The sequence below is a fragment of the Streptomyces sp. NBC_00316 genome (genome assembly GCF_036158715.1).
GTDB lineage: Bacteria > Actinomycetota > Actinomycetes > Streptomycetales > Streptomycetaceae > Streptomyces.
In genome coordinates, this window is the sequence record NZ_CP108023.1 from 4413141 (window position 1) to 4429195 (window position 16055).

The 16055-nt window shown below is 72.3% G+C and carries 12 protein-coding genes; 8 read left to right on the forward strand and 4 right to left on the reverse strand.

Annotated features, from left to right (window positions below; translation table 11 throughout):
* Positions 1-222: 222 nt before the first annotated feature.
* The 3 genes from OG878_RS19625 (at position 223) to OG878_RS19635 (ending at position 8016) form a co-directional block, all read left to right on the forward strand.
* Entirely contained in the window at positions 223-5085 is a 4863-nt protein-coding gene (locus OG878_RS19625; RefSeq protein ID WP_328887995.1) for a DNA repair ATPase, read from the forward strand.
* A 72-nt stretch (positions 5086-5157) separates the two neighbouring features.
* Positions 5158-7143: an NAD-binding protein gene (locus tag OG878_RS19630; protein WP_328887996.1), complete on the forward strand. Its 1986-nt coding sequence runs from the start codon at positions 5158-5160 to the stop codon at positions 7141-7143.
* Between the two features lie 204 nt (positions 7144-7347).
* The gene (locus OG878_RS19635; RefSeq protein WP_328887997.1) at positions 7348-8016 is read left to right on the forward strand and encodes a 3'-5' exonuclease; all 669 of its coding nucleotides are present in this window, start codon (positions 7348-7350) and stop codon (positions 8014-8016) included.
* Positions 8017-8402: 386 nt separating this feature from the next.
* On the opposite strand, the gene trpS is transcribed toward OG878_RS19635, so the two are convergent.
* Together trpS and OG878_RS19645 are read right to left on the reverse strand one after the other, a co-directional pair.
* Positions 8403-9461, reverse strand: a complete 1059-nt coding sequence (trpS, locus tag OG878_RS19640; protein WP_328887998.1) for a tryptophan--tRNA ligase — start codon at positions 9459-9461, stop codon at positions 8403-8405.
* Between the two features lie 215 nt (positions 9462-9676).
* The gene (locus tag OG878_RS19645; RefSeq protein ID WP_277327339.1) at positions 9677-9805 is read right to left on the reverse strand and encodes a DUF6126 family protein; all 129 of its coding nucleotides are present in this window, start codon (positions 9803-9805) and stop codon (positions 9677-9679) included.
* Between the two features lie 180 nt (positions 9806-9985).
* On the opposite strand from OG878_RS19645, the gene OG878_RS19650 reads away from it, so the two are divergent.
* From OG878_RS19650 to OG878_RS19660, 3 genes are all read left to right on the forward strand, one after another.
* Positions 9986-11068 (forward strand): LLM class flavin-dependent oxidoreductase, encoded by a 1083-nt coding sequence (locus OG878_RS19650; protein ID WP_277327338.1) that lies wholly within the window; start codon positions 9986-9988, stop codon positions 11066-11068.
* Between the two features lie 6 nt (positions 11069-11074).
* On the forward strand, positions 11075-11725 hold the full coding sequence (locus OG878_RS19655) for an FMN reductase (protein ID WP_328887999.1): 651 nt from the start codon (positions 11075-11077) through the stop codon (positions 11723-11725).
* Between the two features lie 92 nt (positions 11726-11817).
* Positions 11818-12240 carry a universal stress protein gene (locus OG878_RS19660; protein ID WP_277327336.1) on the forward strand — a complete coding sequence of 141 codons (423 nt, stop codon included), beginning with the start codon at positions 11818-11820 and terminating at the stop codon, positions 12238-12240.
* Between the two features lie 59 nt (positions 12241-12299).
* Here the strand turns inward: OG878_RS19660 and OG878_RS19665 are convergent, their stop codons facing one another.
* Both OG878_RS19665 and OG878_RS19670 read right to left on the reverse strand, forming a co-directional pair.
* Positions 12300-13463 (reverse strand): MerR family transcriptional regulator, encoded by a 1164-nt coding sequence (locus OG878_RS19665; RefSeq protein ID WP_328888000.1) that lies wholly within the window; start codon positions 13461-13463, stop codon positions 12300-12302.
* A 102-nt stretch (positions 13464-13565) separates the two neighbouring features.
* Positions 13566-13967, reverse strand: a complete 402-nt coding sequence (locus OG878_RS19670) for a hypothetical protein (RefSeq protein WP_328888001.1) — start codon at positions 13965-13967, stop codon at positions 13566-13568.
* 121 nt (positions 13968-14088) lie between these two features.
* On the opposite strand from OG878_RS19670, the gene OG878_RS19675 reads away from it, so the two are divergent.
* Positions 14089-14958 carry a hypothetical protein gene (locus OG878_RS19675; RefSeq protein ID WP_328888002.1) on the forward strand — a complete coding sequence of 290 codons (870 nt, stop codon included), beginning with the start codon at positions 14089-14091 and terminating at the stop codon, positions 14956-14958.
* 101 nt (positions 14959-15059) lie between these two features.
* Positions 15060-16043: an NADP-dependent oxidoreductase gene (locus OG878_RS19680; protein ID WP_328888003.1), complete on the forward strand. Its 984-nt coding sequence runs from the start codon at positions 15060-15062 to the stop codon at positions 16041-16043.
* The last annotated feature ends 12 nt before the right edge of the window (positions 16044-16055 follow it).

Consider the following 16055-nt stretch of genomic DNA (forward strand, 5'->3'; position numbering starts at 1 on the left):
CGGGCGGGCCCGGTACGGCCTCCCGGGCCCGCCCACCGCACACCACGGGCCCGACCGGGCCGCGGTTCCGTCCTCGGGCACCGGACGGGCCCGAAGCGCCCGGGCGAGCATTCCAGCCCGTAGAAGCCGTCCCCCATTCCCCTGGGGCCATGGGGAGTTCGAGGACGAAGCCGCGGCCGGAGGCCGCGCCGACCGCACCACATCTCGCAGGGAGCCGTACGCATGGACACCGACCCCACCCCCACCGTGGACGCCGGCACCTACGACGTGCTGCGGCGCCGCCTCACCGCGCAGGCCGCCGAGCTCGCCCGCCGCGCCGAGGCCCTCAATGCACGCCGCACCGAGGCGTTCGGTTCGACGGAGCTGCGGCTGCTGGCCACCGAGCAGATCCGTACCGAGCAGCCGTCACTGCCCCGCGATCTCACCGCCGTGGGCGGACAGTTGCTGTTCGGCTTCGAGCGCGGACCGGGCGCGCACGGCGAGCCCGCCGTGGCCGACGTCCTCGCGCTGTACGACGCGGACCTGGCGACGGCCCCCACCGCCCTCCTCACCGACGAGACCTTCGTACGCGAGTTCGCCGCCCTGCACCGCTACTACCGCGACGCCCGCCTGCTGAGGCTGCGCCGCGTCGACGGCCGGCTGCTCGCCGTGTTCCGTACCGGTGAGAACGCCGACGACATCCGCGTCCTGCGCTGGGCGCTCGCCCCGGACGGTTCCCCCGGCGCGTTCCTCGACGCGCGCGGCGACCGCGATCACGTCTTCCCGCCGTCGCACGATTTCACCTGGACGGCCACCGGTCGCGAGTCGCACGTCCCCGGCCGCCACCCGCACATCGCGATCGGTGACAGCGGCGCCCTGTTCGTCGACACGCTCGGCGGTACCCTGACCGTCAAGACGGCCGACGACACCGGCACACCCGAAGGGATCTACGAGGAGCCGGTCGCCGACCCCCTCCAGTCCCTGGCCGACGCGGACGTCGAGTTCGCCGAGGTCGGGCCGCTGATCCTGCTGCGCATCCGCCCGTACAACGAGGACGCCTGGCGCCCCCTGGTCTTCAACACACTGCTGTCGTCCGTGCAGCGTCTGGACGCCATCGGTCCGGCCTGCCACCGGCTCCCCGAGGACCAGGGGATCATCTTCCCCGGCGGCACCTATCTCACCACCGGCGCCGCCAGGACCTTCGACCTCTCCGAGCCGCTCACCGACCCGGTCTTCGAGGGGGCCGTCCGCTCCCCCAACGGCGAGGACGTGCTCTACCTCTTCCGCTCCCGGGACGCCGCCCGCGCCCTGCTGCTCCCCTACAACCTCATCCGCCAGGAGGTCACCACCCCGCTGCTCGGCCGCGGTCACGCCCTCCTCGACGATGGCACGCTCGTCCTCCTCAAGGACCCGGCAACGGCCGGACCGGCGCGCGTCCACCCGCTGCAGCGCTGGCGTACCCCGTACGTCTCCGACACCTACGCCACCTCCCGTCCCGCCGGAACCGGTCCGCTCTCCCGCGTCGGCAACGCCGACCTGGTGCGCGGGATCTCCGACTGCCTCGCCCTCGCGCGCAGCGCCGCCGAGACCACGCCCACCACGGCCGTGTACGGACAGTTGGTCGCCGACTGCACCCGCGCCACCGACCGTTACCACTGGCTGACGGATCCCGAACTCGGCCACCTCGCCGCCCCGTTGGCGGATCTGCGCGACACCGCACGCCAGGTGCTCGCCGAGTTCGAGACCGTGCAGGAACTGACCCGGCAGGCCGCCGACGCGCTCACCGCATCGGCGGACCGGATCACCGGGCTCGTCCGGCGTATCCGCGGCGAGGTCCCGCCGTCCGCCGCTGCCTGGGTCGACCGGCTCACCGAACTGCGCCACGCCCACGGCCACATGGCGACGCTCGCCGGGATGCGGTACGCGGACACCGGCCGGATCGCCGAGCTCACCGAGGCCACCGCCGCCGAACTCACCTCGGCGGCGCAGCGCGCGGTCGCGTTCCTGAGCCGGGACGACGCGTTCGCCGCCTACCACCGGGACGTGGAGCAGTTCACCGCCGACGCGTCGGCGCTCGCCACCGTCACCGGCGCGGCGGCGCTCGGGGACCGGCTGACGCAGCTGGCGGACGGGCTGTCGACGGTCACGGATGTCGTCGCGGGGCTCGACATCGGGGACGCCACCTTCCGTACGTCGATCCTGGAGCGGATCGCCGACGTCCTCGGCGGCGTCAACCGGGCCCGCGCCACGCTCACCGCCCGCCGGCGTGAACTTCTCGACCACGAGGGACGGGCGGAGTTCGCCGCCGAGTTCGCCCTGCTCGGGCAGGCCGTCACGGGTGCGCTGGCCGCCGCGGACTCCCCCGACGCATGCGACGGGCAGCTGGCCAGGATGTTGCTCCAGGTGGAGAACCTGGAGTCCCGGTTCGCCGAGTACGACGACTTCCTCGTCGCTCTGGCCGAGCGGCGGACGGAGGTGTACGAGACGTTCTCGGCCCGCAAGCAGACGCTGCAGGACGTCCGTGCGCGCCGCGCCGAGCGGCTGGCCGAGTCGGCGACCCGGATCCTCGGAACGGTCTCACGCCGCCTGACGGCCCTGGCCGACCTGGACGCCGTGCACACGTTCTTCGCCTCCGACCCGATGGTCGCCAAGGTCGTCCGCACGGCGGACGAGCTGCGCGGACTCGGCGACCCTGTACGGGCCGAGGAGCTCGACGGGCGGCTGAAGGCGGCCCGCCAGGAGGCGGGGCGTGCGCTGCGCGACCGCAGCGAGCTGTACGCGGACGGCGGTGCGACGATCCGGCTCGGCCGCCACCGGTTCGCCGTGAACACCCAGCCGTTCGACCTGACCCTGGTGCCGTCCGGGGACCGCCTCGCGTTCGCTGTCACCGGAACCGACTACCGGGCCCCGGTCACCGACCCGGCGTTCGAGGCGACCCGCCCGTACTGGGAGCAGCTGCTGCCGTCGGAGTCCCCGTCCGTCTACCGCGGCGAGCACCTCGCCGCCCGGCTCCTGGACGAGCACGGCGCGGACGCACTGGCCGCCCGCGAACCGGACGAACTGGCTGCCTTGGTAAGGGAGTCGGCAGCGGCGTCGTACGACGAGGGGTACCAGCGGGGCGTCCACGACGAGGACGCCACCGCCATCCTGACCGCACTGCTCGGACTGCACGCCGGGGCGGGACTGCTGCGCGTCCCGCCGCAGGTGCGGGCCGCGGCGCAGCTCTTCTGGACGTACGACGCCGATGCCGCCCTCCGCACCTCCTGGACGCGCCGCGCCGTGTCGCTGGCCCGCGCCCGCGCGGCGTTCGGGGCGGCGCCCGCGATCAGCTCCCTCCAGGAGGAGTGGGCGGCCAGGATCGCCGGAGAGCACGGGCGACCGGCCGCCGCGTATCTCTTCGAGGAGCTGACGTCCGGGCCCGCCGGGTTCGTGACAAGCGCCTCGGCCCGCACCTTCCTGGACAAGTTCCGCCGGACAACGGGCACTTCGGCGTACGACGAGGACCTCGCCGCACTCCGCGACGACCTTCCCGCGCGCCGCCAGCTCGTCGAGGGCTGGCTGACGTCGTACGCCACCGCGAGCGGCGCCGGGATCGGGAGCGGCGACCTCGCGGAGGCGGTCGCCGTGGAGCTCTGCCCGGAGCCGGCGACCGAGCGGTACGACTGCGAGGCGCCGCTCACCGCCACCGTGCAAAATCTGCTCGGCACGCACCCGCGCATCGACCGGGGCAGGCTGTCCGTCCGCCTGGACGAACTCCTGTCCCGCACCGCCGAGTTCCGTACGGCTGTCGTCCCCGGCTTCCGCGCCTACCAGCGGCAGCGCACCGCCCTCGTCACCGCCGAACGTGCCCGGTTGCGGCTCGACGACCACCGGCCGCGGGTGATGTCCGCGTTCGTCCGCAACCGGCTGCTCGACGAGGTGTATCTGCCGCTGATCGGCGACAGCCTCGCCAAGCAGCTCTCCACCGCCGATGCCGGCCGGCGCACCGACTCGCAGGGGCTGCTGCTGCTCGTTTCGCCGCCCGGATACGGCAAGACGACGCTCATGGAGTACGTCGCCGACCGCCTCGGCCTGGTCCTCGTCAAGGTCAGCGGCCCTTCGCTGGGCCGCGCGGTGACTTCCCTGGACCCGGCGCAGGCACCCGACGCGACCGCCCGACAGGAGATCGAGAAGATCAACTTCGCGTTGGAGGCGGGCAACAACACGCTCCTCCACCTCGACGACATCCAGCACACCTCGCCCGAGCTGCTCCAGAAGTTCATCCCGCTCTGCGATGCCACCCGCCGCGTCGAGGGCGTACGGAACGGCGAGCCGCGCAGCTACGACCTGCGGGGCAAGCGGTTCGCAGTGTGCATGGCGGGCAATCCGTACACCGAGTCCGGCGAGCAGTTCCGGATCCCGGACATGCTCGCCAACCGGGCCGACGTGTGGAACCTCGGCGAGGTGCTGAGCGGCCGCGAGGACGTCTTCGCGCTGAGCTTCGTCGAGAACGCGCTCACCGCCAATCCGGTGCTGGCCCCCCTCGCCGGCCGCTCCCGGGAAGACCTCGCGCTGCTCGTGCGCCTGGCCTCCGGCACAGAACCCCCGGCGCACGCGGATCGGCTCGGCCACCCGTACACACCCGCCGAACTCGACGGGATCGTCTCGGTCCTGCGTCATCTGCTGACCGCCCGATCCACCGTGCTCGCGGTGAACGCCGCGTACATCGCCTCGGCCGCGCAGACCGATGCGACGCGCACCGAGCCGCCGTTCCGGCTGCAGGGCTCGTACCGCAACATGAACAAGATCGCCGAACGGATCGTGCCCGTGATGAACGACGGGGAGCTCGCCGCCGTCATCGACGACCACTACGCGGGCGAGGCCCAGACGCTCACCACGGGCGCCGAGGCCAACCTGCTGAAACTGGCGTCCCTGCGTGGCACGCTCACCCCCGAACAGGCCGGCCGGTGGGCGGCGATCAGCGCCTCGTACGTGCGCACCCAGGCACTGGGCGGCCCGGGCGGCTCGCGCGAAGGGGATTCCGCGTCCCGGGCGGTCGCGGCGCTCGGTCTGCTCGCGGACCGGCTCGCGGCGGTCGAGTCGGCGATCCGGAACGGAGACCGCTGACGCGGGGCGGCACCCGTGGAGCGGAGATCGTTCAGGGGATCCCTTCCGCCGCACGGCCGCGGGGGACAAGGCATGCTGGGTTCCGTGTCCACACTTCCCCAGCAGCCCCAACGGCCCGCGGCCGACGGCCACATGGTCGTCTGCGGCGACGACGCACTCGCACGGCGGCTGGCGGTGGAGCTGCGGTACGTCTACGGGGAGCGGGTCACACTGCTGCTCCCGCCGGGACGCGACCCGCGCCGACCGGAGCTGCCGCTGACCCAACGCGGGCGTGCGGTCACGCTGTTCGGCCGGATGTCGGCGGCGATGAGCCGCAGCGGCACACCCGCACCGGCGGGCACCGGGGACGGGGACACCGACGCCGGAGTCCAGGCCGTCCGCATCCTGGAGGCGGCGGAACCGTCCGACGAGGCGTTCGAGGAGGCGGGGGTCGACCGGGCCGCCGCACTGGCGCTCGTCTACGACGACGACGAGCGCAACATACGTGCCGCGTTGACCGCCCGCCGCCTCAACCCCCGTGTCCGGCTGGTCATCCGCCTCTACAACCGCAAGCTCGGCCAGCACCTGGAGACCCTCCTCGACCAGGCCGCCGCCGTCGCCCTCCCCGGGCTCGACACGACCGCACCGGACACGTCCACCACCGTGCTCTCCGACGCCGACACGGCCGCCCCCGCACTCGCCGCGACGGCACTGACCGGCTCCAGCAAGGTGATCCAGGCGGAGGGCCTCCTCCTGCGGGCCGTCGAACGCACCCCACCCCGCCGGGGCGAGGTCACCGACACCGGCCTGTGCACGCTCGCGCTGCTCTCCTCCACCACGCATGACCCGGCGGGGGCCGAAGGGTCCGAGAGCAGCGGCGCCGAGGGCCCCCAACTCCTGCCGGACCACCGGGCGGTTGCCGCCGCGACCGGCCGCGGCACCGTCGTCCTGGAGGCCATCCGGGAGGCCGCGCCGACCGGTCCCGCCCCACGGATGCGCGGCCGGAACGTACCGCTGAGCCAGATCTTCTCGCGCCGGCTGCGCTGGTCGGCGCTGGGCGTCGCCGCGGCGGTCCTGGCGCTCGCGGTGGCCTCCACGCTCACCACCGGCGACAACCCGCTGCACGCCACGTACGTCACGCTCCTCGACCTGTTCGCGATGGGCGACCCGGCGATCGGCGACACCGCCGCACGGCAGATCATCCAGCTGCTCTCCGGCATGGCCGGGCTGATGCTGCTGCCGCTGCTGGTCGCGGGCGTCCTGGAAGCCTTCGGCTCCCTGCGCACGGCCTCGTCCCTGCGCCGCCCGCCGCGCGGACTCACCGGCCATGTGGTGCTGCTGGGACTCGGCAAGATCGGTACGAGGGTGCTGGTGCGGCTGCGTGAGCTCGGTATCCCCGTGGTGTGCGTGGAGGACGACCCGAACGCGCGCGGCATCCCGGTGGCCCGGCGGCTGCACGTACCGGTCGTGCTCGGGGATGTCACCCAGGAGGGCGTCCTGGAAGCGGCGAAGATCGAGCGTGCCCGCGCACTCCTCGCACTGACCAGCGCCGACACCACCAATCTGGAGGCCGTGCTCTACGCCCGCTCGGTCAAACCGGACCTGCGGGTGGCGCTGCGGCTGTTCGACGACGAGTTCGCGACCGCCGTCTACCGCACCCTGCGCACCGCCCATCCGCACGCACTGACCCGCTCCCGGTCCGTCTCCCACCTGGCCGCCCCGGCGTTCGCCGGCGCGATGATGGGCCGGCAGATCCTGGGCGCGATCCCGGTCGAGCGGAAGGTGATGCTATTCGCCGCGATCGAGGTCGCTGGCCACCCGCAGCTGGAGGGCCGGACGGTCGAGCAGGCGTTCCGGGCGGGGGCGTGGCGGGTACTGGCTCTGGATGCGACACCGCCGGAGGACCGCCATCGCGATCTGACGACGGCTGCTCCCACGTCCCCGGACCGGCCGTCGGGCCTGGTCTGGGATCTGCACCCCGGATATGTGCTCCGCGCCGAGGACCGCGTGGTGATCGCGGCGACCCGGCGCGGACTTGCGGAACTGCTGCGCAGGCGGGGCTCGATGACGTATTGCTGAGGGCTGTGCGGCCGGCGTCCTGGGCAGAGCGCTCGGTGCGAACCATGCCGGCGGTCGGCAGGACGGCCGACGCCACTGATAGGTGGACGGCGCCCCGTGGCACACCGCGCACGCATGGATCTGCTGATCGACACAGGGGTGCCGGGCACCGGCGCCCGGCGAAATCCGGGTGCTCCGCGGGCCCCTGCTGCCTACCCTCGCCGCATGGACCACACGGCACGGGACCAGCAGGACGACGGACTCCTGAACGTCATCGACGTCGAGGCGACGTGCTGGGACGGGCAGCCGCCGCCCGGGGCGGTCAGCGAGATCATCGAGATCGGGCTGACCGTCGTCGACCTGCGCCCGGCCGACGGGGCCTCCCCTGCCCCATGGGGTCTTTCCGGCTCGGCCGCGGCCGAGAGCCCGGGGCAGGGGCCGGGACCTCGGGGAAGGGTCGCCCGCCACCGGATCCTGGTGCGTCCGGCCCGGTCCACCGTCAGCGCGTTCTGCACCGAACTGACCGGCCTGACCCAGGCCGAGGTGGACACGGGCCTGTCCTTCGCCGACGCCTGCCGGCTGCTGGCGGCCGAGCACCGGGCCGGGGCACGCCCCTGGGCCAGCTGGGGCGACTACGACCGCCACCAGTTCACCCGCCAGTGCCGGGCCACCGGGACCACGTACCCGTTCGGCCGCCGCCACACCAACGCCAAGATCCCCTTCACCGCCGCCCACGGCCTGCGCAAGCGCCCCGGCATGGCCCAGGCCCTGCAGATCGCGAACCTCCCCCTGGAGGGCCGCCACCACAGCGGCGCGGACGACGCCTGGAACATCGCGGCGCTGATCCTGGATCTGTCGGCGCGGGGTGCCTGGCCGGCGGCGGACGCGGACTGAGCCGGGGCGGCCGGCGTGCCCCCTCCCGGTACCGGGAGGGCCCCTGGGGTCTTTCGTTCGGATCAGGCTGGATCAGGGAGCGGGGGCTGGTGCGTGCAGCTGCAAGGCGGAGGAAGGAGCCGACGCGGAGCGTCGGAGACTGACGACAACGCGGCAGATGTGCGTGCCCGACCCCGCGAGCCCAACATGATCCAGACGAGAGGGCCCCTGGGGTCTTTCGTTCGGATCAGGCTGGATCAGGGAGCGGGGTCGGGTGCGTGCAGCTGCAAGGCGGAGGAAGGAGCCGACGCGGAGCGTCGGGGACTGACGACAACGCGGCAGATGTGCGTGCCCGACCCCGCGAGCCCAGCATGATCCGAACGAGAGGCCCCTAGGGCCTTGCGGCCCTAGAGCACTCCCCCCATCACCGCCCGCACCTCGGCCAGCGTCTCCTCGGCCACGGCGTTGGCCCGCTCGTTCCCGGCCCGCAGCACCGACCGTACGTATGCCGTGTCCTGCGCGTACTCCGCCCGCCGTGCCCGCACCGGTGCCAGCAGGGTGTTGACGGCGTCCGTCACCGTCCGCTTGAGCGCGGCGCCGCCGCCGTCGCCGATCTCCTCGGCGACGGCGTACGGGTCGCGGTCGAGGCAGAGCGCGGCGAGCAGCACGAGGCCCGACACCTCGGGCCGGGTCTCCGGTTCGTACGTGATGCGCCGGTCGGTGTCCGTCCTCGCCCCGCGGATCAGCCGGGCGGTCTCGTCGGCGGTGGCGCCGAGAGCGATGGAGTTGCCCCGGCTCTTGCTCATCTTGGTGCCGTCGGTACCGAGCAGGAGCGGCGCGCTGGAGAGCAGGGCGTCCGGTTCCGGGAAGACCGCCCCGTACCGCTCGTTGAAGCGCCGGGCGATCGTCCGGGTCACTTCGAGGTGCGGCAGCTGGTCCTGCCCGACGGGTACGAGATTGCCCTTGCAGAAGAGGATGTCGGCTGCCTGGTGCACGGGGTACGTGAACATCAGCCCGCTGACCGCCGACTGCCGGGAGTGCGCGATCTCGTCCTTGACCGTGGGGTTGCGGCTCAGCTCGGCGACGGAGACGAGGCTGAGGAACGGCAGCAGCAGCTGGTTCAGGGCGGGCACGGCGCTGTGGTTGAAGATCGTGGTGCGGGCAGGGTCGAGGCCGATGGCCAGATAGTCCAGCAGCATCCCCTCCATGTACTCACCGAGCCGGTCGGCGACGTCCCGGTCGGTCAGCACCTGGTAGTCGGCGATGATCACGAAGACGTCCACGCCGAGATCCTGCAGCCGGACCCGGTTGTGCAGGGTGCCGAAGTAGTGCCCGAGGTGCAGGGGTCCGGTCGGCCGGTCCCCGGTCATGACCCGGAACCGTCCGGGTGCGTCCTGGATCCGCTGCTCCAGTCCGGCGCTGCGGCGCTCGGCGGGTGCGGTGACGGCAGTGGTCGTGATGCTCATGGGTCTCTCCTCGCGGGTGCTGGTGCGTTGCGTGGAGGACGGCCCGCCCGAGGCGGTCTGCGTACCCGTGCGAGGGCAGAGAAAAAGGGCCGTCCCGATCGAACGGCCCTGGTTCCGTGCAGATGAGGCGGCCGCTCCTAGGAGGAGCGCCACCAGTTCCGGCACGGCACGGAGGTCATGGCGCGAGTGTAACGCGGTACGGCGGCCCGGTCAGGTCACTTGTGTGCGTGGTCACCCACGTAGAACAGCAGGTAGACGAAGCCCGCGAAGAGGTGCGTGGCGAAGATGTAGACGAAGACGCGCAGCGCGACGCCGCGCTCCTTCCAGCTCTCGCTGTCACCCACTGGCCCTGCCTCCCCGGGTCCGGCATGCCCGGCCCGTACCGGGGACTCGTCATTCAGGGTACGCATCCGCGACGCCTGCGCCCCGCCCCCGGAATAGGGAGGGCGGGTGCCCCGTTGTATCGTGCGAAGAAGTAGTTCAAGGTTCAACAATAAGCACTCACCGTTATGGAGGCGGGCGCCATGCAGTTCGGGATCTTCACCGTCGGAGACGTCACCACCGACCCCACGACCGGTACGACACCGACCGAGCACGAGCGGATCAAGGCGACCCTCGCCATCGCGCTCAAGGCCGAGGAAGTGGGCCTCGACGTCTTCGCGACCGGTGAGCACCACAACCCGCCGTTCGTCCCGTCGTCCCCGACGACCACGCTCGGCTACATCGCAGCCCGCACCGAGAACCTCATCCTCTCCACCTCGACCACGCTCATCACCACCAACGACCCGGTGAAGATCGCCGAGGACTACGCCACGCTCCAGCACCTCGCGGACGGCCGCGTCGACCTGATGATGGGGCGCGGCAACACCGGCCCGGTCTATCCGTGGTTCGGCCAGGACATCCGCCAGGGCATCCCGCTCGCCATCGAGAACTACGCCCTGCTGCACAAGCTGTGGCGTGAGGACGTCGTCGACTGGGAGGGCAGGTTCCGTACGCCGCTGCAGTCGTTCACCGCGACCCCGCGCCCGCTGGACGGCGTCCCGCCGTTCGTCTGGCACGGCTCCATCCGCTCCCCCGAGATCGCGGAGCAGGCCGCGTACTACGGCGACGGCTTCTTCCACAACAACATCTTCTGGCCCATCGAGCACACCAAGAAGATGGTGAACCTCTACCGCCAGCGGTACGCGCACTACGGGCACGGCACCGCCGAGCAGGCCATCGTCGGCCTCGGCGGCCAGGTGTTCATGCGGAAGAACTCGCAGGACGCGGTACGGGAGTTCCGCCCGTACTTCGACAACGCTCCGGTCTACGGCCACGGGCCGTCCCTGGAGGACTTCTCGCAGCAGACACCGCTGACCGTCGGCTCGCCGCAGGAGGTCATCGAGCGGACGCTGTCGTTCCGTGACGCCGTCGGCGACTACCAGCGCCAGCTGTTCCTGATGGACCACGCTGGGCTCCCGCTGAAGACCGTCCTGGAACAGCTCGACATCCTCGGCGAGGAGGTCGTCCCGGTGCTGCGCAAGGAGTTCGCCAACATGCGGCCGGCCGGCGTGCCGGACTCCGCCCCCGTCCACCCGGCCGTCGCCGCCCGCACGAAGGAGATCTGACCCACCATGCACACCGAGGCCCTGAAGATCGTCGCCGTCTCGGCCGGGCTGAGCCAGCCGTCGTCGACCCGGCTGCTGGCCGACCGGCTGGCGGCGGCCGCCCGGGAGCGGCTGACCACCGAGCAGGACCGGCCGGTCGAGATCCGGGTGATCGAGCTGCGCGATCTGGCCGTCGACATCGCGAACCACCTGGTGACGGGGTTCCCGTCGCCGGCGCTGAACGAGGCGATCGAGGCGGCGGCGGAGGCCGACGGCCTGATAGCCGTCTCGCCGATCTTCACCGCCTCGTACAGCGGCCTGTTCAAGTCGTTCTTCGACCTGATCGGCAACACGACGCTGACCGGCAAGCCCGTCCTGATCGGGGCGACCGGGGGCACCGCCCGGCACTCGCTCGTCCTGGAGCACGCGATGCGGCCGCTCTTCGCGTATCTGCGGGCCACCGTCGTACCGACATCCGTGTACGCGGCGTCGGAGGACTGGGGTTCGTCCGGGGACGAGTACACCGAGGGACTGCCGTCCAGGATCCGGCGCGCGGGCGGCGAGCTCGCGGGGATGATCGCGGGCGGCCGGGCGGTCTCCGGGGCGTCGAAGGCGCTCGGACTCGACGACGACGTGGTGCCGTTCGAGCAGCAGCTGGCAGACCTGCGGCTGGACTGAACGCCCGAATGCCTGATTTAGCCGTGTTTATCCGCAAGGATGCAGTGCGACGTGTATCCGCGGATGCGAGCTGAACCGAGCTGGAGGCAGAGATGGGCAGGATCGTGGTGGGCGTGGACGGCTCCGAGCAGTCGATCAAGGCGCTGCACTGGGCGGTACGCCAGGCCGAGCTGACCGGCGACTCGGTGGAGGCCGTCAACAGCTGGGAGTACCCCGCAACCAGCTGGGCGTCCATGATGCCGGGCATGCCGGAGGACTTCGATCCGCAGGCCGTGGCAATCGTGTCGCTCACCGAGGCGCTGGAGGAGGCACTCGGAGCGGAGGGCGCCGCCGCGGTCAGCAAGATCGTGGTGATCGGCAACCCGGCGGAAGCCCTGCTGGACCGGGCGAAGGGCGCGAACCTGCTGGTCGTCGGGGCGCGCGGGTACAGCGGGTTCAAGGCGACCCTGCTCGGCTCGGTCAGCCTGCACGTCACCCAGCACGCGCCGTGCCCGGTGACGGTCGTCCGCGACTGAGCCGGCCCAAGGCGCAACGGGCGGCCCCCGCGCAGGTGTGCGCGGGGGCCGCCCGTTGTCTACAGCGCCACCACGTCCGCGACGACGCAGGCCACGTTGTCCGGGCCGCCCGCCGCGTGGGCCAGGGCGACCAGTTCCCGGACCGCTGTGTCCGGGCCGTCCGCCGCGCCGAGCACCCCGGCCAGTTCCGTACCGCCGACCACCGCCGACAGGCCGTCCGAGCAGAGCAGATAACGGTCGCCGGGCCTGGCGTCCTGCAGGCGTACGTCCGCCCGTCGCGCCGGGTCGTCCTGCCCGGGCCCGCCCACCAGGGCCTTGAGCAGCAGAGCACGTTGCGGGTGCGAGGACGCCTCCTCCTCGGTGAGCGAACCGTCGTCGACCATCGACTGGACCAGACTGTGGTCGTGGGTGATCCGGAACAGCTCGCTGCCGCGCAGCAGGTACGCCCGCGAGTCCCCGATGTGCACCAGGCCCAGCTGCGAACCGGTCCACATCAGCGCGGTCAGCGTCGTCCCCGACCCGTCCGGCGCCCCGTCGCTCCCCGCGACCGCGTCCCGTACCGCCTGCGCGGCCAGGTCCGCCGCGTCCTGCAGGGCGTTCAGGAGCTCCGCGGCCGGCACCGCACGGCCCGCAGCGTCGCCCACCGCCCCGCGCGCCACCGGCTTCAGCGCATCGATCGCCGCCGTGCTCGCGCCGGCGCCGCGGTCCCCGAACCCGTCGGCGACCGCGAGCAGCCGGGAGCCGGCGAACGCCGCATCCTGGTTGATCTCGCGCACCGCACCCGGGTCGGACTGCGCCGCGTACCGGATTCCCAGCGTGCCCAGGGTCCCCCGGGCCGTGTCCACGTGCGACATGGTGACTTCCTCCGCTGACAGATGATCGACGAGGAAGGTCGCCAGGTCCCGCCGGGCCGCCGTCTCGGCCTCCACCTGCGCCCAGTACGCCCGTATCGCGGCGGCGGCCGCGCCCGCATCGAGCGCGACCACCTCCGCGATCCCGGCCAGCGGCATCCCGATCCGGCGCAGCCAGGCCACCAGCCTGGCCGTCTCCAGCTGCGTCCTGTCGTAGTACCGGTAGCCGTTCACCGGATCGACCAGGGCGGGCCGGAGCAGGCCCAGTTCGTCGTAGCGTCGCAGGGTCTTCGCCGACAGCCGTGACGACCGGGCGAACTCCCCGATCGTCACCAGTGCCGCCGTGTCCTTCGCACGCGTCCCGCGTTCCACCGCAACCTCCTCGTACCGGACGGTCCGCCCGGCCCCGCCGATGCTGGGGCTTCCCCCGCGGAGAAGGTCAAGGATGAAGGAGACGGGGAGGACGCAGGAAGGTCAGTGCTCCCTCACATAGAACGCGTAGAAGGCGGACACCAGCATTCCGGCGCCGGTCACCAGCCCCACCACGGAGGCGGCGAGCACGCTCTTTCCGGAGAGGCTGTAGAGGAAACCGACCGTACCGCCGAACAGCGTGCCGTACGCGACGGCCTTCGCCTCCACCGGCAGTCGCTTCTGCACCCGGCCGAGGGCGAAGCAGAGCGCCGCCAGGACGGCACCGGAGATCAGACCGAGCGCGAGCTGCGTGCCCGTGAGCACACCGCCTCCGCGCACGATGGACGTCGCCCACCAGCCCGCGATCACTCCCAGCGTGACCGGCACGGCCCAGCTGAGCGTGCTGGGGCGCTGCGTGCGCGCCGGCATGGCGCGGCGCGTCGGCGTCGAAGCGTGTGTAGCCATGGCCGAGAGCTCCTTCCGTCACCCCCTGATCCCTCCAGGGCACACCCGGCCGCGCCGCCCGGCAACTCGAATGGCCCACGGTCCGTGGGCGCGCCGCCGGTGTCCGGGATTTCCTTGAGGGATGCGGACCTGTCTCTCAGCGACTCTGTCGATGGTGGTGCTCGTCCTGCTCGCCGTCCTCGTCCCGCTGAGCGCCCTGTCCGCCTGGGTCGATCTGGAGATCGACGACACGGACCGGTACGTCGCCGCGGTGGAGCCGCTCGCCTCCGACCCGGGGGTGCAGGGCATCGTGTCCGATCTGATCACCGACCAGGCGATGACACAGGTCGACGCCGGGCCGCTCCAGGGCGCCCTGCGGGGCTTCCTGCACGAGGCGGTGCAGTCGTTCACCACCACGGATGCCTTCCGTACCGCCTGGGTCGCCGCCAACCGCACGGCCCACACGGCCCTCACCGTCGCGATGAACGGTGAGAGCGGCGAGGCCGTGGTCATCGATCTGGGGCCGGTGATGGAGCAGGTCAGACACAATCTGGTGGACAGTGGGGTACCGCTGGCCGGCCAGATCCACGTCCAGCACACCGACATCACCCTGATCTCCGCCGACCGCGCCGACCAGCTGCGCTCCACGTTCCGCCTGCTGCGGGCCGGCAGCATCTGGCCCGCCGTCGTCACCGTGGTGTTCGCCGTCGTGGCCGTGGCCGCGGCTGCGGTGCGCGGCGGGCGGCGGGCCGCAGCTGCCGCCGCGGCGGTCGTCGGGGCCGGCTTCGCGATCGGCGCGCTGGTGCTGCGGGGGTTGCTCGCGATCGCCAGGAACCGGGTGCTGGCCGGGGTTCCGGAGAGTGATCGCGACGGGGCCGCGGCGGTGTACGACGCGCTGACGGCTTCGCTCCGCACGACGGTGTGGATCGTCCTCGCAGCGGGACTCGCGTTGGCGCTGTGCGCGACGGCTGCTCGGATGTGGGCGCGGAGGCGGGAGGCCGTACGGACTTGATCCTCCGACGGCCGGCCGGATTCGACGTGCGGCAGCGCACGGGCCGGGCAAGAGTGGAGCCCGGACTGCGTCACCGTCGGGGCGACTGAGAGGTCTTCCGTATGCGAGCCGTGGCCGTCAGCGCGTTCCGGGCCGAACCGGCCCTGATCCAGCTGCCCAAGCCGGAACCCGAACCCGGCGGCGTACGGGTGAAGATCGAGTACGCCGCGCTCAACCCGTCCGACTGGCAGACCGCGGACGGCGCCCTGGAAGGACTGGCTCCGCATGTGTTCCCGCTGGTCATCGGGGTGGACTACGCGGGCCGGGTGGACATGATCGGCAGCGGCGACAACCGTTTCCGGGTCGGCGACCAGGTCTTCGGCCGGGTGACCGAATCGCCGGTCGGCGCGGGTACGTACTGCGAGTACGTGTCCGTACCGCAGGACTCCGCGATCACGCTCATCCCGTGCGGACTGTCGCCGCGCACCGCCGCCGCGCTGCCGTCCGCCGGGATGGCCGCCGCCCAGATCCTGGACACGGCGGTGCTGCGCGGCCACGAGAGCCTGCTGATCATCGGTGCCGCGGGCGGCGTCGGCAGCTGTCTGACGCAGCTTGCATCGGCCCGGGACCTGCGTGTTCTCGCGGTGGTGCGCGGCGACGAGCAACGGCGGATGAAGGCACTCGGCGCCGCCGTCACGATCGACACGACGGCCCGTCCGCTCGAAGCGGCGGTACGAGAGGTGTCCGCGGGCGGTGTCGACGCGCTCGTCGACCTGGTCTCCGGCACACCGGAGGCGTTCGCGGTCCATGCGGCGCTGGTCCGGGACGGCGGTGTCGCGGTGACCACGCGGGGCGTCGCCGGCGGGGCGGCCGTTCCGCCGGGCGTCGGGGCCATCGACTTCCGGCTCGAACCGACACCCGTTCTGCTCGACGTCCTGGCCGCGGGGGCCGTGGAGGGCGTACTGCAGGTGCCCATCGACGTCGAACTCCCGCTGGAGAAGGCGCCGCAGGCCCTCGACCGGAACCGCACGGGCGGTGCCCGCGGCAAGACCTTGTTCGTGCTCCGGCCCACACGTCAGGGGAAGGGCCGCGCCCGCACGCGGTGAGGATCGCCCGCC

Bases quoted from the DNA above. Each gene is read 5' to 3' on its own strand.
- OG878_RS19625 (WP_328887995.1), top strand. From the start codon at position 223: ATGGACACCGACCCCACCCCCACCGTGGACGCCGGCACCTACGACGTG.
- OG878_RS19630 (WP_328887996.1), top strand. From the start codon at position 5,158: ATGCTGGGTTCCGTGTCCACACTTCCCCAGCAGCCCCAACGGCCCGCG.
- OG878_RS19635 (WP_328887997.1), top strand. From the start codon at position 7,348: ATGGACCACACGGCACGGGACCAGCAGGACGACGGACTCCTGAACGTC.
- trpS (WP_328887998.1), bottom strand. From the start codon at position 9,461: ATGAGCATCACGACCACTGCCGTCACCGCACCCGCCGAGCGCCGCAGC.
- OG878_RS19650 (WP_277327338.1), top strand. From the start codon at position 9,986: ATGCAGTTCGGGATCTTCACCGTCGGAGACGTCACCACCGACCCCACG.
- OG878_RS19655 (WP_328887999.1), top strand. From the start codon at position 11,075: ATGCACACCGAGGCCCTGAAGATCGTCGCCGTCTCGGCCGGGCTGAGC.
- OG878_RS19660 (WP_277327336.1), top strand. From the start codon at position 11,818: ATGGGCAGGATCGTGGTGGGCGTGGACGGCTCCGAGCAGTCGATCAAG.
- OG878_RS19670 (WP_328888001.1), bottom strand. From the start codon at position 13,967: ATGGCTACACACGCTTCGACGCCGACGCGCCGCGCCATGCCGGCGCGC.
- OG878_RS19675 (WP_328888002.1), top strand. From the start codon at position 14,089: ATGCGGACCTGTCTCTCAGCGACTCTGTCGATGGTGGTGCTCGTCCTG.
- OG878_RS19680 (WP_328888003.1), top strand. From the start codon at position 15,060: ATGCGAGCCGTGGCCGTCAGCGCGTTCCGGGCCGAACCGGCCCTGATC.